General features: G+C 72.2%; 18 protein-coding genes. 9 read left to right on the forward strand and 9 right to left on the reverse strand.

Annotation, left to right across the window (positions count from 1 at the left end; genetic code table 11):
- A partial coding sequence (locus ACZ7L1_RS25475) for an alpha amylase C-terminal domain-containing protein (protein ID WP_471440328.1) occupies positions 1-905 on the forward strand: 905 nt, incomplete at its 5' end.
- A gap of 183 nt (positions 906-1,088) precedes the next feature.
- Here ACZ7L1_RS25475 and ACZ7L1_RS25480 read toward each other — a convergent pair.
- From ACZ7L1_RS25480 to ACZ7L1_RS25495, 4 genes are all read right to left on the reverse strand, one after another.
- Entirely contained in the window at positions 1,089-2,498 is a 1,410-nt protein-coding gene (locus tag ACZ7L1_RS25480) for a cytochrome P450 family protein (protein WP_471440329.1), read from the reverse strand.
- A gap of 54 nt (positions 2,499-2,552) precedes the next feature.
- A complete protein-coding gene (locus ACZ7L1_RS25485) occupies positions 2,553-4,868 on the reverse strand; it encodes a HelD family protein (RefSeq protein ID WP_471440330.1) in 2,316 nt (771 codons plus the stop codon).
- A gap of 141 nt (positions 4,869-5,009) precedes the next feature.
- Positions 5,010-5,342 carry a thioredoxin family protein gene (locus tag ACZ7L1_RS25490; protein ID WP_366023459.1) on the reverse strand — a complete coding sequence of 111 codons (333 nt, stop codon included), beginning with the start codon at positions 5,340-5,342 and terminating at the stop codon, positions 5,010-5,012.
- Complete coding sequence (locus ACZ7L1_RS25495; protein WP_471440331.1) at positions 5,339-5,767, reverse strand: MerR family transcriptional regulator; 429 nt, start codon at positions 5,765-5,767, stop codon at positions 5,339-5,341. The genes ACZ7L1_RS25490 and ACZ7L1_RS25495 overlap by 4 nt, the downstream gene beginning before the upstream one ends.
- Positions 5,768-5,946: 179 nt before the next feature.
- On the opposite strand from ACZ7L1_RS25495, the gene ACZ7L1_RS25500 reads away from it, so the two are divergent.
- Positions 5,947-7,098 carry a serine hydrolase domain-containing protein gene (locus tag ACZ7L1_RS25500; RefSeq protein ID WP_471440332.1) on the forward strand — a complete coding sequence of 384 codons (1,152 nt, stop codon included), beginning with the start codon at positions 5,947-5,949 and terminating at the stop codon, positions 7,096-7,098.
- On the opposite strand, the gene ACZ7L1_RS25505 is transcribed toward ACZ7L1_RS25500, so the two are convergent.
- Positions 7,019-8,422 (reverse strand): MFS transporter, encoded by a 1,404-nt coding sequence (locus ACZ7L1_RS25505; protein WP_471440333.1) that lies wholly within the window; start codon positions 8,420-8,422, stop codon positions 7,019-7,021. The two genes, ACZ7L1_RS25500 and ACZ7L1_RS25505, sit on opposite strands and share 80 nt — an antisense overlap.
- Before the next feature lie 81 nt (positions 8,423-8,503).
- Between ACZ7L1_RS25505 and ACZ7L1_RS25510 the strand changes: the two genes are divergently transcribed.
- Positions 8,504-9,493 carry an Lrp/AsnC family transcriptional regulator gene (locus tag ACZ7L1_RS25510; protein WP_471440334.1) on the forward strand — a complete coding sequence of 330 codons (990 nt, stop codon included), beginning with the start codon at positions 8,504-8,506 and terminating at the stop codon, positions 9,491-9,493.
- On the opposite strand, the gene ACZ7L1_RS25515 is transcribed toward ACZ7L1_RS25510, so the two are convergent.
- The gene (locus ACZ7L1_RS25515) at positions 9,483-10,253 is read right to left on the reverse strand and encodes a DUF2127 domain-containing protein (protein ID WP_471440335.1); all 771 of its coding nucleotides are present in this window, start codon (positions 10,251-10,253) and stop codon (positions 9,483-9,485) included. The genes ACZ7L1_RS25510 and ACZ7L1_RS25515 overlap by 11 nt on opposite strands.
- Before the next feature lie 105 nt (positions 10,254-10,358).
- Complete coding sequence (locus tag ACZ7L1_RS25520; RefSeq protein ID WP_471440336.1) at positions 10,359-12,038, reverse strand: MFS transporter; 1,680 nt, start codon at positions 12,036-12,038, stop codon at positions 10,359-10,361.
- Between the two features lie 166 nt (positions 12,039-12,204).
- Between ACZ7L1_RS25520 and ACZ7L1_RS25525 the strand changes: the two genes are divergently transcribed.
- Complete coding sequence (locus tag ACZ7L1_RS25525) at positions 12,205-12,822, forward strand: TetR/AcrR family transcriptional regulator (protein ID WP_471440337.1); 618 nt, start codon at positions 12,205-12,207, stop codon at positions 12,820-12,822.
- A gap of 155 nt (positions 12,823-12,977) precedes the next feature.
- Here ACZ7L1_RS25525 and ACZ7L1_RS25530 read toward each other — a convergent pair whose 3' ends face one another.
- On the reverse strand, positions 12,978-14,369 hold the full coding sequence (locus ACZ7L1_RS25530) for a cation:dicarboxylate symporter family transporter (protein ID WP_471440338.1): 1,392 nt from the start codon (positions 14,367-14,369) through the stop codon (positions 12,978-12,980).
- 276 nt (positions 14,370-14,645) lie between these two features.
- Between ACZ7L1_RS25530 and ACZ7L1_RS25535 the strand changes: the two genes are divergently transcribed.
- From ACZ7L1_RS25535 to ACZ7L1_RS25545, 3 genes are read left to right on the forward strand one after another with little or no spacing between them, the layout of a single operon-like run.
- Complete coding sequence (locus tag ACZ7L1_RS25535) at positions 14,646-16,313, forward strand: ATP-binding protein (protein WP_471440339.1); 1,668 nt, start codon at positions 14,646-14,648, stop codon at positions 16,311-16,313.
- Between the two features lie 37 nt (positions 16,314-16,350).
- On the forward strand, positions 16,351-17,043 hold the full coding sequence (locus ACZ7L1_RS25540; protein WP_471440340.1) for a response regulator: 693 nt from the start codon (positions 16,351-16,353) through the stop codon (positions 17,041-17,043).
- A 50-nt stretch (positions 17,044-17,093) separates the two neighbouring features.
- A complete protein-coding gene (locus ACZ7L1_RS25545) occupies positions 17,094-17,858 on the forward strand; it encodes a helix-turn-helix domain-containing protein (protein WP_471440341.1) in 765 nt (254 codons plus the stop codon).
- Between the two features lie 27 nt (positions 17,859-17,885).
- Here the strand turns inward: ACZ7L1_RS25545 and ACZ7L1_RS25550 are convergent, their stop codons facing one another.
- Positions 17,886-18,911 (reverse strand): ATP-dependent 6-phosphofructokinase, encoded by a 1,026-nt coding sequence (locus ACZ7L1_RS25550; protein WP_471440342.1) that lies wholly within the window; start codon positions 18,909-18,911, stop codon positions 17,886-17,888.
- Positions 18,912-19,163: 252 nt separating this feature from the next.
- Between ACZ7L1_RS25550 and pta the strand changes: the two genes are divergently transcribed.
- Both pta and ACZ7L1_RS25560 read left to right on the forward strand, forming a co-directional pair.
- Complete coding sequence (gene pta / locus ACZ7L1_RS25555; protein ID WP_471440343.1) at positions 19,164-21,254, forward strand: phosphate acetyltransferase; 2,091 nt, start codon at positions 19,164-19,166, stop codon at positions 21,252-21,254.
- The gene (locus tag ACZ7L1_RS25560) at positions 21,251-22,471 is read left to right on the forward strand and encodes an acetate kinase (protein WP_471440344.1); all 1,221 of its coding nucleotides are present in this window, start codon (positions 21,251-21,253) and stop codon (positions 22,469-22,471) included. Before pta ends, ACZ7L1_RS25560 begins: the two co-directional genes overlap by 4 nt.
- Positions 22,472-22,523: the final 52 nt, after the last annotated feature.

The following is a 22,523-nucleotide window of genomic DNA, read 5'->3' on the forward strand; positions in this document are numbered from 1 at the left end:
TGGCGTTCCTGCAGGAGATGAACGCGACCGTCTACCGCCGTAACCCCGGCGTGGTGACGATCGCGGAGGAGTCCACCGCCTGGGACGGCGTGACCCGGGCGACGCACCACCGGGGGCCGAGCGGCTTCGGGGGCCTCGGCTTCGGACTGAAGTGGAACATGGGCTGGATGCACGACTCGCTGGAGTACATGGCCCACGACCCGATCCACCGCACGTACCACCACAACGAGATGACGTTCTCGATGGTGTACGCCTACAGCGAGAACTACGTCCTGCCGATCTCCCACGACGAGGTGGTGCACGGGAAGCGGTCGCTGGTGTCGAAGATGCCGGGCGACTGGTGGCAGCAGCGGGCGAACCTCCGTGCGTACCTGGGCTTCATGTGGGCCCACCCGGGCAAGCAACTCCTCTTCATGGGACAGGAGTTCGCGCAGGGTGCGGAGTGGTCGGAGGCGCACGGACCGGACTGGTGGCTGCTCGACCCGGAGTACGGGGCGGAGGCGGACCACCGGGGTGTGCGGGACCTGGTCCGTGACCTCAACACCGTGTACCGCGGCACGCCGGCGCTGTGGGAGCGGGACACCGAACCGTCCGGCTTCAGCTGGGTCGTGGGCGATGCGGCGGACGACAACGTGGTGGCCTTCCTGCGCCACGACGCGGAGGGGAGCCCGCTGCTGGCGGTTTCCAACTTCTCCCCTGTCGTCCGCCACGAATACCGCCTGGGCGTGCCCGACGACGTTCCCGCCTGGCACGAGGTGCTGAACACGGACGCGGCGGCGTACGGGGGCAGCGACGTCCGCAACCCGGGCCCCGTGAAACCGGAACCCACGCCGTGGCACGGTCGTGCGGCCAGCCTGCGCCTGACGCTGCCGCCGTTGGCAACGCTCTGGCTCCGCCCGGCCTAGGTTTCCCGCCCCCCGCCGCCCCCACCCGTCCCACCTGAAGGGGCTCCGCCCCTTCAACCCCGCCGGGGCTCCGCCCCCGGACCCCCACCAGGGCGCCGCCCCAGACAGCGGGGGTCTGGGGGCGCAGCCCCCAGGTACGGGAAGGGGAGGGGCGGCGGGTGCGAGACACCCACGGCTGTCGGCTCAGCGACCGCCGAACATCAGCCTTCGCAGCCCGGCCAGCAGCCCCCTCGCCTCCCGCTCCACAACGCGCGGCTTCTCCGGGGGTTCCGGGGCGCCCCTGGAGGAGCCACGCGAACCCGGCAGCGGCACGTCCCCGTGCAACTCGAAGCGGATCGGCAGCAGTCGCAGCCCCCGCACCACCGGCCCCGACCGCCACGGCAACTGATCGGGCGGCAACGTCAGTTCCGCCTGGGCGAAGTGCTCGAACACCCGCCCCACCGCCGTCGTCACGATCATCCCGCCCAGCTCGCGCGCCGCACTCGGGCACTGGTGCTGCCCCGCTCCCCATCCCAGATGCGCCCGCGTACTGATCGTCGAGTCCACCGCCGAGGCCGGGTCGAGCGCCAGCAGGTCCCGGTGCGCGGCCGCCGCCGACGGCGACACCGCGTCGCCCGCGCGGATCCAGAAGTTGCCCAGCCGCACGTCCCGCGCCGCGAAGCGGAAGCACATGTTGGCCACCGGCCCATTGACCAGCGCCGCCCGGTTCACGGTCTCCCCCAGCTGCCCGGCCGACAGACCACGCCGCACCGTGGCGTTGCCCCTGAGCACCTCCAGGAGCGTGTTCAGCACCATGTTCCCGGTGACGTCGTTGAGGTAGACCGCGTTCATGAACAGCTCCCGGCCCAGCTGTTCGTCCGACAGGTCGGGATCGGCCAGCAGCATGTACGAGGTCAGGTCGTCGCCGGGCCGCCCCCGACGGTGCGCCGCCAGTCGGGTCATGGCCGCGAGCGCCCTGCCCGTCGCCGCCCCCGCGTCCGACCCGCCGTCCAGCATCCGCCACAGGTCCATGACCAGTTCGTCGCCCAGCTCCACCGGGCAGCCGAACAGCCGCGTCGTCACCATCAGCAGCAACGGCCGTGTGTACTGCGCCCCGAGGTCCGCGAACCCCGTCGGCCCCGACTCGGCGGCCAGCAGGCCGATCAGTTCGTCCGTGTAGCGGGCGACGGCGGCCCGCAGCTCCCAGCCCTGCGGCGTGTGCCCGTCCTGGAAGGGGCGCAGCGCCGAGTGGTGGGTGCGGCGGGCCGCCCGGTGTTCGTCGTCGTCCATGAACATCGTCTGCCGCACCTCGTAGCCCGCGAGCAGCGGCCAGTCCGCCGGGAGCCATCCCTGCGCCCGGGCCCGCCAGTACCGTACGTCCCGCCGCCACACGCTCTCGTCCCGCAGCACCTGAAGGACCTCGCGGTAGCCGAGCACCAGCCACACGGGCACCCCCATCAGCCCGACCGGCGCGACCGGGCCGTAGGTGCGCCGCAGCCGCTCGTACACGCCCCCGGGGTCGGCGTCGAACTCCGAGGTGAGCAGCGGCGGTACCGGCAGCGAGGCGAGCGACGGGCTGTCGGCAGGCGCGGTCGCGTACGGTTGGGCGTCCATACCGACACGCTTACCGCACCGGACGTGCACAGCCGGTGATCACAGCGTGAACTGTTATGCCCCGGTGATCTCCGTTTCCGCTCCGTTCGGTCGCGCGTCGTCCGAGTCCGGCAGTGCCGCCGTCAGTGGCTTCGGCAGTTCCCCGCTGTGCACCACGCCCAGCCGCTGCGTCGCCCTCGTCAGCGCCACATAGAGGTCGCTCGTGCCGTAACGCCCCGGCTCGACCACCAGGACGGAGTCGAACTCCAGGCCCTTGGCCTGGCGCGGGTCGAGCAGGACCACGGTCCGGGTCAGGTCCGGTTCGCCCCCCGCGGTCACCCCGTCGAGCCGCGCGGCCAGCGCCCGGTGCAGCTCCCGCGGGGCGATCACCGCCAGCCGGCCCTCGGCGGGGGTGAGTTCGGCGACCGCCTTCGCCACCGTGCCGGGCAGGTCGTCCTCCGCGCGGCGCGCCCACGGCCGTACGCCCGTGGAACGGACCGAGCTCGGCGGTTCGAAGCCGGGGTGCTCCGCCCGGACCACGGCCGCCGCGACTTCCATGATCTCGGCGGGCGTACGGTAGTTGACGCCGAGCCGGGTGTGCTCCCAGCGGTCCTCGACGTAGGGCGCCAGGATCTTCGACCAGGAGCCGACCCCGCCGGCCTCGGACGTCTGCGCCGGGTCCCCGACCAGGGTCATCGAGCGGGTCGGGCAGCGCCGCATCAGCAGCCGCCAGGCCATCGGCGACAGTTCCTGCGCCTCGTCGACGATGATGTGCCCGAACGCCCAGGTCCGGTCCGCCGCGGCGCGCTCGGCGGCGCTGCGGTGGTCGGCCTCCTCCTGCCGCTCGGCGAACCGTTCGGCGTCGATGATGTCGTGCGCGGACAGGACTTCCGACGCTTCCGGGTCACTGTCCTCCTTGTCCTCGAACTCGTACGTCCGGGAGGCGTACGACACGTCCAGCACGCCCTGCGCGTACGACACCTGCGCCTCGCGCTCGCGTTCGGCGCGGGCGCGGGCCGACCGGTCGTCCTCGCCGAGGAGTTCGGCCGCCTCGTCGAGCAGCGGGATGTCGGCCGTCGTCCAGGCGCGGGTGACCGGGCGGCGGATGGCGGCCGCGTCCTCGTCGGACACATGGCCCTCCGGGTCGGCGAGGAAGTCGGCGACCAGCCGCTGCGGGGTCAGGCGCGGCCACAACTGGTCGATCGCGGACCAGACTTCCGGGTTCGCGGCCAGTTCGTCGCGGATCTGGGTGATGTCGCTCGCGTCGAGGAGGTTGGAGCCGTCGTACGGGTCGGTGCCGATCCGTTCGGCGACCATGTCCGTCAGCGTGTTGAGGATGTGGCCCTCGAAGTGTTCGCGCGCCACGTTGTGCGGCAGCTTCGCGGCGCGGGTGCGTTCGCGGGCCACGTTCACGAGCCCGTCGTCGAGCAGCAGGACGTCCCGGTCGTGCTCGATGGCGATGACCGGGTCGGGCAGCGCCTGCCGGTCCGCGACGACCCGTGCGAGCACGTCGGCCATCTCGGCGCGGCCCTTCACGGCGGCGGCCTGAGGTGTGTCGGCGGCGGTGGCCTTCACGCCGGGGAACAGCTCGCCGACCGTGGCGAGCAGCACGCCGGTCTCGCCGAGGGAGGGCAGCACCTCGCCGATGTAGCCGAGGAACGCCGGGTTCGGGCCGACGATGAGGACGGCGCGGCGGGCGAGCAGCTCCCGGTGCTCGTAGAGGAGGTAGGCCGCGCGGTGCAGCGCGACGGCCGTCTTGCCGGTGCCCGGGCCGCCCTCCACCACCAGCACGCCCCGGTGGGGTGCGCGGATGATGCGGTCCTGGTCGGCCTGGATGGTCCGGACGATGTCGCTCATCCGGCCGGTGCGGGCCGCGTTGAGCGCGGCGAGCAGCACGTCGTCCCCGGCGGGGTCCTCGTGGCCGGTGCGCTCGCGGTCCGCGACGTCGAGGTGCTCGTCGTGCAGGGCCGTGACCCGGCGGCCCTCGGTGGAGATGTGCCGGCGGCGGCGCAGGCCCATCGGGGTGTGCCCGGTGGCCAGGTAGAAGGGGCGGGCGACCTCGGCCCGCCAGTCGATCAGGATCGGCGTGCGCTCGGCGTCGTCGGCGCGCAGCCCGATACGGCCGATGTGGTGGCTCGTCCCGGAGGTGAGGTCGATACGGCCGAAGCACAGCGAGCCGTCCACGGCGTTCAGTGCGGCCAGCAGGCCCGAACGTTCGGCGACGAGGATGTCCCGCTCCAGGCGGGCCTGCATGGGCTTGTCGCCCTGGGCGAGGGCGTCCCCGACGGAGACCTCGGTGTCGCCGCGCAGCGCGTCCACGCGCGCGTACAACCCGTCGATGAATTCCTGCTCGTGCCGCAATTCATCGTCCGGAAATTCGGTGTTTGACAATTCAGCTCCCGCCCGGATATACTGTGCTCACTGAACTTTCCCGCGACTCGGCCCATCCCCAAGTCGCGAACCATTGAATATACGCAAAGAAATCCCCCGAGCGCAATTACTCGGGGGATTTCTGCTGTAGCGGGCGGGGCATCACAGCACGTCGGACAGCTCCTCCAGCAGCCGCCGCTTGGGCCGCGCCCCCACCATCGCCTTCACGGGCTCACCGTTGCGGAAGACCATGAAGGTCGGCATCGACAGCACCTTGTAGGCGTTCGTCGTCTCCGGATTGGTGTCCACATCCAGTTGGACCACCTTGAGCCGGTCACCCTCCTCGAAAGCCAGGGAGCTGAGCACCGGCCCCATCTGCCGGCACGGCGGACACCAGTCGGCGGTGAACTCCACCAGCACCGGCAGATCCGATGCGAGCACCTCCGCCCCGAAGTCCGCGTCCGTCACCTCGGCCACACCATTCGCCTTGATCACCGCTCCTGCCCTCCCAGCTCGCACAGCGGTTCCGGACCTCCCGGAACCAGCGCCTCGGCGGCCAGTCCGTCGCGGGCCTGTTCGGCGCGCGCCAGCTGTCCGGCGACCTTCTCCCGCACCGACCGCAACTCCCCGATCAGCGCGTCCAGTTCGTCCAGCTTGCGCCGGTAGACCGCGAGCGACGCCGGGCACGAGTCGCCCTCCGGGTGCCCGGCCCGCAGACACTCCACGAAGGGCCGTGTCTCCTCCAGGTCGAACCCGAAGTCCTGCAGGGTGCGGATCTGCTGGAGCAGTCGCAGATCGCGCTCGTCGTAGGTGCGGTATCCGTTGCCGTTGCGCCGCGCGGGCAGCAGCCCCCGCGACTCGTAGTACCGCAGGGTCCGCGTGGTGGTCCCGGCCCGCGCCGCCAGCTCGCCGATTCGCATGTCCGCGACGGTAATCCTTGACGCCGACGTCAGGGCAAGGCCGCAGGCAGGGCAACGCCGCCGGCCGTCACGCGGCCCCGGGAAAAATCCCGCCACTCCCGCGGCGCACACCGATGAGTCCGGCCCGGCCCGGCAGTCTCATCTGTGACAGAACCCGGCGACGGCGGACGGACGGACCCATGACCACCCTGCACCACCTCCTGAAGACGTACATCGACAAGGGCTGGGCGCCGGGCGCCGTGGCCCTGGTGGAGCGGCACGGCCGTACGGAGACCGCGGCGGTCGGCTCCCTCGACGCCACCGGCGCGCAGCCGATGCCGCCCGACGCGATCTTCCGCCTCGCCTCGATCACCAAGCCCCTCGTGGCCGCCGCCGTGATGACCCTCGTGGAGGACGGCACCCTCGCCCTCGATGCCCCGGTCGCCGTATGGATCCCGGAGCTGGCCCACCCCACCGTGGTGCGCACGCCCGCCGGTCCGCTCGACGACGTGGTGCCCGCCTCCCGGCAGATCACCGTCCAGGACCTGTTGACCTTCCGCGCGGGGTACGGCTTCCCGTCGGACTTCTCCCTGCCCCAGGTCAAGGCCCTGTTCGAGGTGCAGCAGCCCGGTGTGGATCCGCGCGCCCTCCCCGACCCGGACACCTGGGTCGCCGAACTGGCCCGCCTCCCGCTGCTGTACCAGCCGGGCGAGGCCTGGCTCTATCACACCTGCTCCGACCTCCAGGGCGTGCTGATCGCCCGGGCGACCGGCCGTCCACTGCCCGAGGTGCTGTCCGAGCGCATCCTCGAGCCGCTGGGCATGACCGACACCGCCTTCGAGGTGCCGGCCGCCAAGCGCCACCGCCTCACCACCGCCTACGGCCCCGACGGCACGGGCGGCCTGAAGGTCATCGACACGCCGGACGGCGCCTGGAGCGGCCTGCCCGCGTTCCCGTCCGGCGGGGGCGGCCTTGTCGGTACGGCCGCCGACTGGCTGGCCTTCGCCCGCATGCTGCTGGCCGGCGGGACCGCGCCCGACGGCCGCCGCGTCCTCGCCACGGAGTCGGTGCGCCGGATGACCACCGACCATCTCACCCCGGCCCAGCGCGCGAGGGCCGCCCTGTTCCTCGAGGGACAGGGTTGGGGCTACGGCGGCTCGGTGGACATCGCGGCCTGCGATCCATGGACCGTCCCCGGCCGCTACGGCTGGGTCGGCGGCACCGGCACCAGCGCCCACGTCGTCCCGGCCACCGGGACGGTCGCGATCCTGCTCACCCAGCGCGCGATGGAGAGCCCGACCCCGCCCGCCCTGATGCGCGACTTCTGGCGGTACGCGGCCGGGGTGTCATGAGGACCCCGGCCACCCCGGCGACCAGCAGCAGCCCGGCCGCCGTGCCGAACGCGGCCCCGGCGCCCCGGGCGAAGAACACGCTGCCGAGCAGGGCGACCCCGAGCGTGGAGCCGAGCTGCTGCACGGCGTTGAGGAGCCCGGCCGCCGAGCCGGTCTCGTGCGGGCGCACCCGGTGCAGCGCCGTGGTGAAGAACGGCACCGCGAACAACCCCTGCCCGAGGCCGCACACGGCGAGCGCGGGCAGCAGGGGCCACGGGTAACGACCGGCCGGGACGGTGACGTAGAGGGTGACGGCCCCGAGGACCCCGGCCATCAGCACGCCGAGACCCGCGTGCAGGACGCGCACCCCGTACTTCGGTACGAGCCGTGCGCCCGCCGTCCAGGACGACACGGCCATCGCGGCCGACCAGGGCAGCAGGGTCAGCCCGGCCGCGAGCGTGCCGATGCGCGGGCCCAGTTGGAGCTGGACGACGACGACCAGCGTGAGACCGGTCACCACCGCGAAGAACAGCACGGAGGTCAGCAGTGCGGCCGGGAAGCCGCGGTCGGCGAACAGGCCCGGTTCGACGAGGGGGCTGCGGCCGAGGCGCTCACGGCGCCGCTGGTGCAGGGCGAAGAGGGTGGCGAGGGCGAGGCCGGCTGTCCAGGTCAGGGCATACCGCGGCAGGTCGCCGCCCTGGATGAGAGGGTAGGTGACCAGGCCCACGGCGGCCGTCACCAGGGCCGTGCCGAGCAGGTCCAGGCGGGGGCGGCGCTGCGAGCGGTCCTCCTTCAGCAGCCCGGCGGTGAGCAGCACCGCGGCCCCGAGGGGGACGTTGACGAGGAACGCGGCCCGCCAGGACGCGGCGTGGGTGAGCACTCCGCCGAGGACGGGCCCGCACACCGACGCGAGGCCCATCACGGGACCGATCCAGCCCAGGGCTCGGGCGAGTTCGTCCCCGTCGAACATGGCCCGGATCAGTCCGACGGTCTGCGGGACGACCAGCGCGGCGGCGGCCCCCTGCACGGTCCGCGCGGCGAGCAGCGTCGGCGGCGCGGGTGCGCAGGCGCACGCGAGGGAGGCGAGCACGAAGGCGGCGGTTCCGATCCGGAAGACCCGGCGGCGGCCGACGATGTCCCCGAGCCGGCCGCCGGTGACGAGCAGGACGGCGAACGGCAGCGTGTAGGCGGCGCCGTACCACTGGATGTCGGAGACCGAGCCGCCCAGGCCGGCGTGTATGGCGGGTGCGGCCACGGTCATGATCGTGGCATCGAGGAGGTTCATCGCCTCGGCGACGAGCAGCACGGCGAGCGCCGGCCAACGGAAGCGGTGGGTGTTCTGCATGGCGACGAGCGTGCGCGCGGACTCCTGGGCCCTCCACACAGAGCGCCTAGACTGCCGACTTCTTCCATGGGAGGCCGTCAGATGAGGAATCCCTCCATGTTCGACGCGATCGACCGTGGGCTGGTGCACGCCCTGCACATCGACGGGCGCGCGCCGTTCAGCCGGATCGGGGCCGTGCTCGGGGTGTCGGCGCAGACGGTGGCGCGCCGCTACCGGCGGCTGGCCGACGAAGTGTCGCTGCGAGTGGTGGGGCTGGCCGAGCCGGGGCACGCCGGGCTGGTCCAGTGGCTTCTGCGACTGAGCGCGGGCCCGCACACCGCGCAGGACCTGGCGCGCGCCCTGGCCCGGCGGGCGGACACCTCGTGGGTGCGACTGGCGTCGGGCGGCACGGAGATCCTGGCGGTGGTGCGCACACCGGCCGACGCCTCCGACGGGCACGCGCTGCTGCTGCACGACATTCCGCGCACCGCCGGGATCACCGCGGTCGCGGCGCACTGTCTGCTGCACCTGTACCGGGGCGGTCCGTCGGCCTGGCGAGGCCGGACGGCCGTCCTGTCCACCGACCAGGTAAGGGAGCTGTGCCCGCCCGAGAGCGGGGCGGCACCCTCGCGCCCGCTCTGCGACGCCGACCGCCCCCTGCTGGTGGCGCTCGGGCGGGACGGTCGGGCGAGCCACGCCGAACTGGCCGCGGCGACGGGCTGGTCCCCCGCCACGGTCGCCCGGCGGGTCGCCGAGCTCCAGGCGGCGGGCGCGCTCTACTTCGACGTGGACCTGAACGACACGCGGCTGGGCACCACCGCGCAGGCCATGCTGTGGATGTCGGTCGCCCCCGCACACCTGGACGAGGTGGCGCGCACGCTCGCCGGCCATGACGAGCTGGCGTTCGTCGCGGCGACGACCGGCCCGGCGAACCTGGTGGCCCAGGCCCTGTGCCCGGACCCGCCCGCGCTGCACGCCTACCTGACCGGCCGCCTCGGTGCCCTGGAGGCGATCCGCACGCTGGAGTCGGCCCCGGTGCTGCGCACGGTCAAGGCAGCGGGGCCAATGCGACCAGGGCCGTTCAGGGCGTGAGCAGGACCCCCGCCGACTCCTCCACCTCCAGCAGGGAGGCGCTCCGCCGCTCCTCCTCGAACGCCTTGCGGCCGCCGCGCAGCCCGAACAGGCGCTTGGCGAACGCGATGTAGAGGACCGCGAGGACGTTGAGGATCAGGGTGGCGATCTTCAGGCCGCTGATGTGCTCGGTGAGTTCGTACACCTCCAGCGGCAGGAAGGCGGCGGTGGCGACGACCGTCAGGTACTCCGCCCAGCGCTTGGCGTACCAGAGGCCGACCGCCTCGATCAGTTCGATCAGCGCGTATGCCAGCAGGAGCCCGGCCACCAGGAGGAGCGTGGAGTGCTTGTAGCCGAAGGTCTTCTGGATGGTGCCCACGATCGGCGAGTGGTCGAGGTCGTAGTGGAAGTGCCGGAAGACGGGCCGGAAGACCTCCAGGTACTCGTTGAACAGCCGCCGCACCGCGTCCTGGCTGTTGCTGAACCTCCACACCGCCACCGCGACCAGCACGATGAACACCCCGCGAACGGCCCGCTCGATCGCCAGGAAGCGCAGGATGAACAGGTCGCGCAGCACCTTGCCGCGCGGCACGAGCGGGGCGTCGCCGGCCGGCCCCGAGCCGTGCGGCTCGCCGAGCACGAAGTCGCCGCAGCGCAGGCAGCGCCACACGTCCCCGAGCGCGGTCTGGGCGTGCAGCCGGATCCGCAGCCGGGGGTCGTCCGGCGCGTAGGTCACATGCCCGCGGCGCGCGCAGGTGCGCCGGTCCCAGTCGATCTTCATGCCCCCGTGCCTCCCACATGACGGTGCCGTGCCGGTTGTTCCGGCACGGCACGGTAGTGCATGTCCTACGAGACGTAGGGGCAGGGCGCGGGGTTCCCGTCGAGGTCAGTGGTGTTCGGCGGTGACGAGTTCCCGCTCCTCGGCCTGCTCCTCGGCGGGCTGCGCGGGGCCGCCCTTGCGCGGCAGCAGCGCGGCGACCAGGACGGTGCCGGCCCCGAGGACCACCGCGCCGACCAGGCTGGTGTGGGCGACCGCGTCCGCGAAGGACGAGCCGACCGCGTCGGCCATCTGCCGGGCGCCGTCCGCGAGCTGGCCGGCCTGCGCCTTGAGCTGTGCGGCCTGCTGGGCGCTGCCCGCGTGTGCGGCCTGCTCGGCGAGCTGCCGGGCCTTGTCACCGATGCCCTGCGCGACCGCGTATCCGGCGCCGACGGAGTCCTGCGCGGTGTCCAGCGTGTTCGCCGGGAGCCGGCTGCCCGCGGTGGCGTCGGCCAGGTGCGAGGAGTACGAGTTGGCGAGCACCGAACCGAGGAGGGCGATGCCGATCGAGCCGCCGAGTTCGAGGGAGGTGTCGTTGACTGCGCCGCCGACGCCCAGCTCGGACTCCGGGAACGCCCCCATGATCGCGTCGGTGCAGGGCGAGAGTGCGAGGCCGATCGCGAGGCCCAGGATCACCAGGGGCAGCACGAGGTCGCCGTAGGTGGATCCGGCGTCGACACGGGTGAGCAGCGCGAGCGCCGCCGTGCCGCCGACCATGCCCGCGGTGACGGTGATCCTCATGCCGACGCGCGGGGTGAGGAACCCGGTCAGCGCCGAGCCCACGAACACGGCTCCGGCGAGCGGCAGCATGCGCACACCTGTCTGCAGGGCGTCGTAGCCGAGGACGAACTGCAGGTGCTGGGTGAGGTAGTAGAAGGCGCCGAAGACCGCCAGGAAGAACAGCGCGACGGCGAGGTTGGAACCGGCGAAGCGGCGGTGGGCGAAGCGGCGGACGTCCAGGACCGGGCGCGGGTGGCGCAGCTCCCAGGCGACGAACAGCACGAGTCCGACGCCCGCGACCACGGCGGCCGTGACGGCCTTGGTGCCCCAGCCGAAGTGCGGTCCCTCGATAATCATGTAGACGAGCGAGCCGATCCAGACCACCGACAGCAGTCCGCCGACGACGTCGATCCGGTCGTGGTGGGCGGCCTTGGACGGCGGGACCAGGACGAAGGCGGCGACCAGGGCGACGGCGGCGATCGGCACGTTGATCAGGAAGGTCGAGGACCAGCCGTGGTCCTTGAGCAGCGCTCCGGCGACGACCGGTCCGGCCGCGATGGCGAGCCCGGCGGTGGCGGTCCACAGGGTGATCGCCTTGGCGCGTTCGGCGCGCGGGAAGGTCGCGGCGAGCAGGGAGAGCGTGGCGGGCATGATCAGCGCGGCGCCGACGCCCATCACGGCGCGCGCCGCGATCACGGTGGCGGCGCTGTCGGCGAGGTAGCCGAAGACGGCGCCGCCGCCGAAGACCACGAGCCCGAGGGCCAGCGCCCCGCGTCGGCTGTACTTGTCGCCGATCGCGCCGAGCAGCAGCATCAGCGCCGCGTACGGGACGGTGTAGCCGTCGATGACCCACTGCAGGTCGGCGCTGGAGAGGCCGAGGTCGCGGGTCATGTCGGGGGCGGCGACGGTGAGGGCGGTGTTCGCCATCACGATGATCAGCAGGCTCAGGCAGAGCACGAGCAGCGCCCACCAGCGCCGGGGGTAGGGCCGGTCCGTCCTCTCGACCGGTTCGTTCATGACGAGACGCATGAGTGCGGGCCTTCCTCTCCTCCATCGCCCATGACGTGCACAGCGACTTGCACATCGCCGTGCAACTGCACAACACTGTGCAAGGTACGGCATTGCACAACAGTGTGCAAATAAGGGAGGTGGAGGCCCTGTGGAGGCGGACGGTCGCCCCGCGGGGCCGTGCACAATGGCAGCCATGACCACGGGTAACGCCAGCCGGGCCGATGTAAACCGCCGCCGCATCCTGGATGTCGCGCTGGCTGAGCTGCTGCGCGACCCGGATGCGTCCATGGACCAGATCGCCCGGGCCGCGGGCGTCGTACGGCGCACGGTGTACGGGCACTTCCCGAGCCGTGAGGCGCTGATCAGCACCCTCGTCGACGGCGCGGTGGAGGCGGTGGCGGCGGCGCACGCGGCGGGCCGCGAGGGCGTCGCGGACCCGGCCGAGGCCCTGGCCCGCTCGGCGCTCGCGGTGTGGGAGGTCGCCGACCGCTACCGGATCCTGGTGGCGCTGGCCCAGCGCAGCGTCACCGTGCAGGGCATCCGCGACCGGCTGGCACCGGTCCGCAAGGCGTGTGCGGAGATCCTGGCGCGCGGACTCGAGCAGGGCGTTTTCGCATCGCCGCTGCCGCCCAAGGCGCTGGCGTATGTGCACGAGCAGATGCTGTTCGCACTGATGGAGGCGGTGAACGACGGCCTGCTGGCAGCGCGGGAGGCGGGCGGCTCGGCCGCGGTCACGCTGCTGAGCGCGGCAGGGGTGCCCGCCGGGCGGGCCGGCGAGTTGGTGGCGAAGTTGAGCGGCTGAAGACCGCCCCGGAAACGGAAAAGGGCCGAGCGGCCGAGCCCACGGGGGGAGGCTCGACCGCTCGGGGTGAGTGGCGCCCCGTAAGGGGCGCGGGAACTGCGCGAGCAGCCACGGACGGCCCGCAGGTGCTGGGCCGCCCCCGACCAGCGGAGCGCTTACGCCTTGGCCAGCTCCTTGTCGCCGCCCTGACCAGCCACCTCGGCGTCGTCGGCCGGGACCGCCGAGCGGCCCTCGTCCAGCAGCGTGGTCTCGTCGAAGGGCAGCTGCCCGGCGAGCACCTGCCGGACCCGCTCCTTGTCGATCTCCTTCGTCCAGGTGCCGATCAGGACGGTGGCCACGGCGTTGCCCGCGAAGTTCGTCAGGGCGCGGGCCTCGCTCATGAAGCGGTCGATGCCGACGATCAGGCCGACGCCGTCGACCAGCGCGGGCTTGTGCGACTGCAGACCGCCGGCCAGCGTGGCGAGGCCGGCGCCGCTGACACCCGCCGCGCCCTTGGAGGCGACGAGCAGGAACAGCAGCAGCGGGATCTGCTCGCCGACGGACATCGGCGTGCCCAGCGCGTCCGCGATGTAGAGCGACGCCATGGTCATGTAGATCATGGTGCCGTCGAGGTTGAAGGAGTAGCCGGTCGGGACGGTGATGCCGACCACCGGCTTGCTGACGCCGAGGTGCTCCATCTTCGCGATGAGCCGCGGAAGGGCGGACTCGGAGGAGGACGTGGACAGGATCAGCAGGAACTCACGGCCCAGGTACTTCAGCAGCGAGAAGATGTTCAGGCCCGCCACGACCCGCAGCACCGCCCCGAGCACGACGAAGACGAACAGGACGCAGGTCACGTAGAAGCCGAGCATCAGCACGGCGAGGCTCTTGAGCGCGTCCAGGCCGGCGGAGCCGACGACGGCGGCGATCGCGCCGAAGGCACCGATCGGCGCGGCCCACATCACCATGGCGAGGATGCGGAAGACGAGCCGCTGGACGTGCTCGACGCCGCGCAGCACCGGCGCGCCGACCGGGCCCATCGCCTGCAGCGCGAACCCGGCGAGGAGCGCGACCAGCAGGGTCTGCAGGACCTGGCCCTCGGTGAAGGCGGAGACGAACGTCGTCGGGATGATCGAGAGCGCGAAGTCGACCGGCGGCAGCGCGTCGGACGACACCTGCGCGTGGCCCGCCTGCTTGATCGCGTTCGTCAGGTGCAGACCCTCGCCCGGGTGCAGGACGTTCCCCACCACCAGGCCGATGGTGAGCGCCACCAGTGACATCACCAGGAAGTAGCCGAGGGCTATGCCGCCCACGGCCCCGACCTTGGCGGCCTTCCGTACCGAACCGATGCCCAGCACGATCGTGCAGAAGATGATCGGCGAGATCATCATCTTGATGAGGTTCACGAAGCCCGTGCCGAGGGGCTTGAGCTGGACCGCGGCATCGGGGGCGGCCAGGCCCACGGCGATGCCGAGCGCCACCGCGACGATCACGGCGATGTACAGATAGTGGGTGCGGTCCCGCTTGGCTGCGGGCGCGGCAGGTGCCGTTCGGGCTGTGCTGGCCACGGCTGCCCTCCTCGACGACGTCGTCGGTTGATCCGGCGTGCGGCTCACGTCCGGGGGATGGCGGGAGGCGTACTCCCGGGGTCCGGGAGGCGTGCTCCCGGGATTCCGGGAGGCGTACTCCCGGGGCCCGGGAGGTGCACTCCCGGGATTCCGGGAGGCGGCGCGCGTTCCCGGGGGATGCGGTGACTATCTCCCGCCCGTGTGAGGGCGGTCACCCTTCCGTTCATTTAGTTCACGCTTATACGGCGAGCGGGAACGGCGAGGCAGACTGAACCCATGCGCGTGCCCCCGATACCGAGACCCCGCAGCCTCGCAGGTCAGCTCTTCGCCATGCAGGCCGTGCTGATCGCGGTACTCGTCGCCGGGTACGCGCTCTTCACCTACGTCAGCGACCACAGCCAGGCCCGCCAGGCGGCCGACCGGCAGGCGACAGCGGTGGCGCGCTCGGTCGCGGACTCCCCCTCGGTCCGGGCGGCGATCCGCACCGCCGACCCGACGAAGTCGCTCCAGCCCTACGCGCTCCAGGTGCAGCGGCACACCGGCGTGGACTTCGTCACGATCATGAACCCGCAGGGCATCCGCTGGACCCACCCCAATCCCCAGCGCATCGGTGAGCACTTCCGCGGCCATATCGAGCGCGCGCTGAACGGCGAGACGTTCACCGAGAGGTACACCGGCACGCTCGGCCCGTCCGAGCGCGCGGTCACCCCCATCTCGGACGGCGGCCGCATCGTCGGCCTGGTGAGCGCGGGGATCACGATCGAGACGGTCACGGCCCGGGTCCAGGACCAGGTGACCGCCATGGCCGGCGTCGCGGTCGGCGCACTGGTGCTGGGCGGCATCGGCACCTACGTGATCAACGCCCGGCTGCGCCGCTCCACCCACGGCATGAACGCCACCGAGCTGAGCCGTATGCACGACTACCACCAGGCCGCCCTGCACGCCGTGCGCGAGGGCCTGCTCATGCTGGACGGCCGGTTCCGGGTGGCGCTGATCAACGACGGCGGCCGGGAACTGCTCGGGGTGAGCGGCGAGGTGGTGGGCCGCTCGGTGGCGGACCTCGGACTGCCGGCGCCGCTGACGGGTGTGCTGCTGTCCTCCGAGCCCCGGGTCGACGAGGTGCACCTGACCGCGGCCCGGGTCCTGGTGGTGAACACCTCCCCGGTCTCCGGCGGCGAACGCCGGGGCACCGTCGTCACCCTGCGCGACGTGACCGAGCTGCAGGCGCTGACGGGCGAGCTGAACTCGGAGCGCGGCTTCACTCAGGCGCTGCGCTCGCAGGCGCACGAGGCGGCGAACCGGCTGCACACGGTGGTCTCGCTGATTGAGCTGGGCCGCGCGGAGGAGGCGGCCGACTTCGCCACGGCCGAACTGGAACTGGCGCAGGCCCTCACGGACCAGGTGGTCGCCGCGGTCAACGAGCCGGTGCTGGCGGCACTGCTCCTCGGCAAGGCGGCACAGGCGAACGAGCGGGGCGTGGAGCTGGTGGTGTCCGACGACAGCAGCATCGACGACGGTCTGCTGCCGCCCTCCCTCCCCTCCCGGGACCTGGTGACGATCCTCGGCAACCTGATCGACAACGCGGTGGACGCGGTCCAGGGCTCGGTGGGCGCCCGGGTGACGGTGACCGCCTACACGGACGGCCCGCACCTGGTCCTGAGGGTGTCGGACACCGGGGACGGGGTGGATCCCGCGCACGCGGAAGCGGTGTTCGAACGCGGTTGGTCGACGAAGCCCGCCACCGCCCCCGGCGGACGCGGCCTGGGCCTGGCCCTGGTTCGCCAGACGGTACGCCGTCACGACGGCACCCTCACGGTGTCGGAGGCGCCCGGAGGCGGGGCGGAGTTCGAGGCCCGGGTGCCGTTGCCTACCGTGGGGGCCGCCATTGCGGCTCCGCGGACGTCATCGGGCGCCGAGGCCGCCCTGCCCGGAGGTGACGCATGAGACGCACCCGCACCGCGCCCGCGTCCGGAGGTGACGCATGACCGAGCCCATCCGCGTCCTGGTCGTGGAGGACGACCCGGTCGCCGCCGACGCGCACGTGCTGTACGTGGGCCGGGTGCCGGGCTTCACGGCGGTCGGCAAGGCGGCCACGGGCGCGGAGGCGCGCCGTGCCCTGGAGCGCACGCAGGTGGACCTCCTGCTGCTGGACCTGCACCTGCCCGACGTGCACGGCCTGCAACTGGCGCGCTCCCTGAGGGCGGCCGGGTACCACGCGGACGTCATCGCGGTGACCTCGGCGCGGGACCTGGCGGTGGTGCGGGAGGGCGTCTCCCTGGGGGTCGTGCAGTACGTACTGAAGCCGTTCACGTTCGCGACACTGCGGGACCGGCTGGTGCGGTACGCGGAGTTCCGGGAGGCGGTGGGCGAGGCGAGCGGCCAGGACGAGGTGGACCGCGCCCTGGCCACCCTGCGGGCGCCGGGCCCGGCGGCGCTGCCCAAGGGGCTCAGCGCGCCGACACTGGAGCGCGTGACGGGGGTGCTGCGGGACGCTCAGGAGGGGCTCACGGCGGCGGGGGTCGCCGAAGCCGTCGGGATCTCGCGGATCACGGCCCGGCGGTATCTGGAGCACCTGGTGGACGCGGGGCGGGCGGGGCGGAGTCCGTTGTACGGACAGGTGGGGCGGCCCGAGTTGGTGTACCGGTGGGTGACGGCGGCGGAGCAGGGCCGGTAGCTCCTCCGGCCGGGCAGGGGGCGGACCGCGCGTTGCTACGATGCGTAAGTATGGCTGAACAGTCCGTAGTCACACGGGCCCCGGCACCCTACCTTGTGCCCGTGCACCCACCGCAGGCCCAGCAACCGCCCCCGCCCACCCCGCCCTTCGACGCCGCCGCCGCCCGCCGCCTCCGGGCGGCCCTCGGCATGGAACCCGAGCACGTCGCCCACACCCTGCGTTCCTCGTACGGGCTCCCCCACGTCACGCCCGACCTCGTGATCGCCTGGGAGGTCGGGGCCGCCACTCCGAGGCCGCACGAACTGACCGCGCTCGCGGGCGTGCTGTGGTGTGCTCCCGGCGAACTCGTCGGCGCGCCCCGCACCCTGCGCGAGCACCGTCTCGCACGCGGGCTCGCGCAGGAGGACGTGGCGCACGCCGTGGGCCTCGAGCTCCTCGCCTACGTGCGGATGGAGGAGGCGGACGCCTGGCGCGGCAACGACCGGCAGTCCGCCACCCTCGCCGAGGTGCTGCAGCTGTCCCTGCCCGACTTCGTCATCGTGACCGGGCGCGAGGGCCGGCTCGCCCAGCTGCTCCGCGGCGCGGTCACCACCCGCTGGCAGGCGTACGTCCGCCAGGTCGGCAAACTGCTGCCCCTGCAGCGGCCGCTCCTCGAGGACGTCCTCGAGGAGATGCACGCCGACTACCAGGGGCGGACGACCGCCCCACTGAACGGGGGCGCGGGGTCCGCCGCGGCCGACACAAGGGAGGGCGGCCGCGACTACCTGGACCGCGTCGTGGAGATCTTCTGGTCGACGGTCGAGAGGAACGCCTGACGGAAGGGCGCGGCCCAACCCGGTGTTCTAGAACACCGACTCCGCCTCGTCCATCCGGTCCTTCGGCACCGTCTTCAACTCGGTCACCGCCTCCGCCAGCGGCACCATCACCACGTCGGTGCCGCGCAGCGCCGTCATCCTGCCGAACTCGCCGCGGTGCGCCGCCTCGACCGCGTGCCAGCCGAAGCGGGTGGCGAGCACCCGGTCGTAGGCGGTCGGTACGCCGCCGCGCTGGACGTGGCCGAGGATGACCGGCTTGGCCTCCTTGCCGAGCCGCCGCTCCAGCTCGTACGCGAGGGCCGTGCCGATGCCCTGGAAACGTTCGTGGCCGTACTGGTCGATCTCGCCCTTGCCGTAGTCCATGGTGCCCTCGGCGGGGTGTGCGCCCTCGGCGACGCAGATCACCGCGAACTTCTTGCCGCGGGCGAAGCGCTCCTCGACCATCTTGACCAGGTCGGCCGGATCGAAGGGGCGCTCCGGCAGGCAGATGCCGTGCGCGCCGGCCGCCATGCCCGACTCCAGGGCGATCCAGCCGGCGTGGCGGCCCATGACCTCCACGACCATCACCCGCTGGTGGGACTCGGCCGTCGTCTTCAGTCGGTCCATGGCCTCGCTGGCCACGGTGACCGCGGTGTCGAAGCCGAAGGTGCGGTCCGTGGAGGAGATGTCGTTGTCGATCGTCTTGGGCACGCCGACGACCGGGAGGCCCGCGTCCGAGAGCATGCGCGCCGCGGTCAGGGTGCCCTCGCCGCCGATCGGGATCAGGGCGTCGATGCCGAAGTCGCGGATCATGTCCGAGGCGTTGTCGCAGGCTTCGCGCAGCCGGTCGCGCTCCAGCCGGGAGGAGCCGAGAATGGTGCCGCCACGGGCGAGGATGCCGCTCACGGCGTCGAGGTCGAGTGCGCGGTAGTGACTGTCCAGGAGGCCGCGGTAGCCGTCCTCGAAGCCGATGACCTCGTCGCCGTACTGCGCTACCGCTCGGTGCACGACCGACCGGATCACTGCGTTCAGGCCCGGGCAGTCGCCGCCTGCGGTGAGTACTCCGATGCGCATCGTGCTGTGTCTCCTGCTCGCTGTCGATACCGGTGAGCCAGTCCGATTGTTTCACGGCTCACAGGCCGGTGCCGATCGCGCATGTCCGCCCTCGATCCCTGGTACCTGATGGGCTCCCTATCCGCGCCGAGGGGTATTGTCAAGAGGATTCTGCTCACCCGCGTGGAGGATTTTCAGCCTCCGCAGAACTCCACAAAAGCATGCGGAATCGGTCAAGACCACCCCCCTCGAGAGACGAAACGGAGAGCACGCGTGACGCCCTGCGTGTACGTGACCGGGATCGACCGCGGCGACGGCCGCCAGGTCGTCGAGCTGGGAGTCATGGAGCTCCTGACCCGGCAGGTCGACCGGGTCGGCGTCTTCCGTCCGCTCGTCCACGACGGCCCCGACCGCCTCTTCGAGCTGCTGCGCGCCCGGTACCGGCTGTCCCAGGACCCGGCGAGCGTGTACGGCATGGGCTACCAGGAGGCGTCCGCGCTCCAGGCCGAGCGCGGCACGGACGAGCTGGTGTCCACGCTGGTCGACCGGTTCCATGCGGTGGCCCGCGAGTACGAGGTCGTCCTCGTCCTCGGCACCGACTTCGCCGACACGCAGTTCCCGGACGAGCTGTCCCTGAACGCCCGGCTCGCCAACGAGTTCGGGGCGTCGGTGGTCCCGGTCGTGGGCGGGCGCCGGCAGACCGCGGAGTCGGTGCGCGCCGAGACGGCGAACGCCTACCGCGCCTACGAGGGGCTGGGCTGCGACGTTCTCGCCATGGTCGTCAACCGGGTCGCCCGCGAGGACCGCGACGAGATCGCCGAGGGGCTCGACTCCCGGCTCCCGGTGCCCTGTTACGTACTTCCCGACGATTCCATCCTCTCGGCACCGCCCGTGGCCCAGATCGCCCACGCCCTCGGCGCCAAGGTGCTGCTCGGCGACGACTCGGGACTCGCACGTGACGCCCTCGACTTCGTCTTCGGGGGCGCCATGCTGCCGAACTTCCTCGCCGCCCTGACCCCGGGCTGCCTGGTGGTCACCCCGGGCGACCGCGCCGACCTCGTCGTGGGGTCGCTGGCCGCGCACAGCGCCGGGACCCCGCCGATCGCGGGTGTGCTGCTGACACTGAACGAGGTGCCCCGCGACGAGATCCTCGCCCTCGCCGGGCGCCTCGCCCCGGGCACTCCTGTGCTGTCGGTGTCCGGCACCAGCTTCCCCACCGCGGAGCAGCTCTTCTCCATGGAGGGGAAGCTGAACGCGGCCACCCCGCGCAAGGCGGAGCGGGCGCTCGGGCTCTTCGAGCGGTACGTCGACACCGTGGATCTGAACAAGCGGGTGTCCGCGCCGAGCAGCGACCGGCTCACGCCGATGATGTTCGAGCACAAGCTGCTGGAGCAGGCCCGCGCCGACAAGCGCCGGGTGGTGCTCCCGGAGGGCACCGAGGAGCGGGTGCTGCACGCCGCCGAGGTGCTGCTGCGCCGCGGGGTGTGCGACCTCACGCTGCTCGGGCCCGTCGACCAGATCCGCAAGAAGGCCGCCGACCTCGGCATCGACCTCGGCGACTCCCAGCTGATCGACCCGGCCACCTCGCAGCTGCGCGACGTCTTCGCCGAGAAGTACGCGGCGCTGCGCGCCCACAAGGGGGTCACGGTCGAGCTGGCGTACGACGTCGTCTCCGACGTGAACTACTTCGGCACCCTGATGGTCCAGGAGGGGCTCGCCGACGGCATGGTGTCCGGGTCCGTGCACTCCACGGCCGCCACCATCCGGCCCGCCTTCGAGATCATCAAGACCAAGCCGGACGCGAAGATCGTCAGCTCGGTCTTCTTCATGTGCCTCGCCGACAAGGTCCTCGTCTACGGCGACTGCGCCGTGAACCCGGACCCGAACGCCGAGCAGCTCGCCGACATCGCCATCCAGTCGGCCGCCACCGCCGAGCAGTTCGGGGTGGAGCCGCGGATCGCGATGCTGTCGTACTCCACGGGCAGCTCCGGCTTCGGCGCCGACGTCGACAAGGTGCGCGAGGCCACCGAGCTGGTGCGGCAGCGCCGCGGCGATCTGAAGATCGAGGGTCCGATCCAGTACGACGCCGCCGTCGAGCCCAGCGTCGCGGCCACCAAGCTGCCGGGCTCGGAGGTCGCCGGGCAGGCGTCGGTGCTGATCTTCCCGGACCTGAACACCGGCAACAACACCTACAAGGCCGTGCAGCGCTCGGCCGGCGCGATCGCCGTCGGCCCGGTCCTGCAGGGCCTGCGCAAGCCCGTCAACGACCTGTCCCGGGGCGCCCTCGTCTCCGACATCGTCAACACCGTCGCCATCACGGCGATCCAGGCCCAGACCCCCGAGCAGAAGGCAACCGCCCAGTGAGCCCCACCCGTGTCCTCGTCCTCAACTCCGGCTCGTCCTCGGTGAAGTACCAGCTGCTGGACATGCGCGACGGCAGCAGGCTGGCCGTGGGCCTCGTCGAGCGCATCGGCGAGCAGACCTCGCGGATCAAGCACACGGCGCTCACCACGGGCGACACCCGGGAGCAGAACGGGCCGATCGCCGACCACGAAGCAGCCCTGAAGGCGGTCGCCGAGGAGCTGGGCAGGGACGGGCTCGGCGTCGACTCGCCCGAACTGGCCGCCATCGGCCACCGGGTGGTGCACGGCGGCATGTTCTTCACCGAGCCGACCGTCATCGACGACGCCGTGCTCGCCGAGATCGAGCGGCTGATCCCGGTCGCGCCGCTGCACAACCCGGCCAACCTCACCGGGATCCGCACGGCCATGGCACTGCGCCCCGACCTGCCCCAGGTCGCCGTCTTCGACACGGCGTTCCACACGACGATGCCGGAGTCCGCGGCGCGCTACGCGATCGATCCCAAGATCGCGGACCGGTACCGGATCCGGCGGTACGGGTTCCACGGGACCTCGCACGCGTATGTGTCCCGGGCGACCGCGAAGCTGCTGGGCAAGGCACCCGAGGACGTCAACGTCATCGTGCTGCACCTGGGCAACGGGGCGTCCGCCTCGGCGGTCCGGGGCGGCAGGTGCGTGGACACCTCCATGGGACTCACCCCGCTCGAGGGTCTGGTGATGGGGACGCGCTCCGGTGACCTGGACCCGGCCGTCATCTTCCATTTGCAGCGCGTTGGCGGAATGTCCATGGACGAGATCGACACTCTTCTCAACAAGAGGAGCGGTCTGTTCGGTCTGTGCGGCGACAACGACATGCGGGAGATCGGCCGGCGGATCGACGAGGGCGACGAAGGGGCGCGGCTCGCCTTCGACATCTACATCCATCGACTGAGGAAGTACATCGGCGCCTATTACGCGGTACTCGGCCGGGTGGACGCGATCGCCTTCACGGCGGGTGTGGGCGAGAACGCCGCCGCGGTGCGCGAGGCCGCCGTCGTGGGCCTGGAGGGACTGGGCCTGGCGGTGGACGGCGACCTGAACGCCGTGCGCGGCGACCGGCCGCGGCTGATCTCGCCCGCGTCCGCGCGGGTGGCGGTCGCGGTGGTGCCGACCGACGAGGAACTGGAGATCGCCACGCAGACCTACGCACTGGTCGGCAAGGGCACCGGAAAGGGCAACTGAAGAAATTCGACGGCTCTCGCCTGAGCGCGAACCCGCCCATTTGTATTTTCCG

This window comes from Streptomyces sp. NPDC107546 (genome assembly GCF_055639175.1).

What these genes read in the sequence shown, in the direction of transcription:
- ACZ7L1_RS25515 (WP_471440335.1), bottom strand. Translation starts at nt 10,253, where the DNA reads ATGAAGATCGACTGGGACCGGCGCACCTGCGCGCGCCGCGGGCATGTG.
- ACZ7L1_RS25535 (WP_471440339.1), top strand. Translation starts at nt 14,646, where the DNA reads ATGCGCGTGCCCCCGATACCGAGACCCCGCAGCCTCGCAGGTCAGCTC.
- ACZ7L1_RS25505 (WP_471440333.1), bottom strand. Translation starts at nt 8,422, where the DNA reads ATGCAGAACACCCACCGCTTCCGTTGGCCGGCGCTCGCCGTGCTGCTC.
- ACZ7L1_RS25510 (WP_471440334.1), top strand. Translation starts at nt 8,504, where the DNA reads ATGAGGAATCCCTCCATGTTCGACGCGATCGACCGTGGGCTGGTGCAC.
- ACZ7L1_RS25550 (WP_471440342.1), bottom strand. Translation starts at nt 18,911, where the DNA reads ATGCGCATCGGAGTACTCACCGCAGGCGGCGACTGCCCGGGCCTGAAC.
- ACZ7L1_RS25495 (WP_471440331.1), bottom strand. Translation starts at nt 5,767, where the DNA reads ATGCGAATCGGCGAGCTGGCGGCGCGGGCCGGGACCACCACGCGGACC.
- ACZ7L1_RS25540 (WP_471440340.1), top strand. Translation starts at nt 16,351, where the DNA reads ATGACCGAGCCCATCCGCGTCCTGGTCGTGGAGGACGACCCGGTCGCC.
- ACZ7L1_RS25500 (WP_471440332.1), top strand. Translation starts at nt 5,947, where the DNA reads ATGACCACCCTGCACCACCTCCTGAAGACGTACATCGACAAGGGCTGG.
- ACZ7L1_RS25545 (WP_471440341.1), top strand. Translation starts at nt 17,094, where the DNA reads ATGGCTGAACAGTCCGTAGTCACACGGGCCCCGGCACCCTACCTTGTG.
- ACZ7L1_RS25520 (WP_471440336.1), bottom strand. Translation starts at nt 12,038, where the DNA reads ATGCGTCTCGTCATGAACGAACCGGTCGAGAGGACGGACCGGCCCTAC.
- ACZ7L1_RS25525 (WP_471440337.1), top strand. Translation starts at nt 12,205, where the DNA reads ATGGCAGCCATGACCACGGGTAACGCCAGCCGGGCCGATGTAAACCGC.
- ACZ7L1_RS25480 (WP_471440329.1), bottom strand. Translation starts at nt 2,498, where the DNA reads ATGGACGCCCAACCGTACGCGACCGCGCCTGCCGACAGCCCGTCGCTC.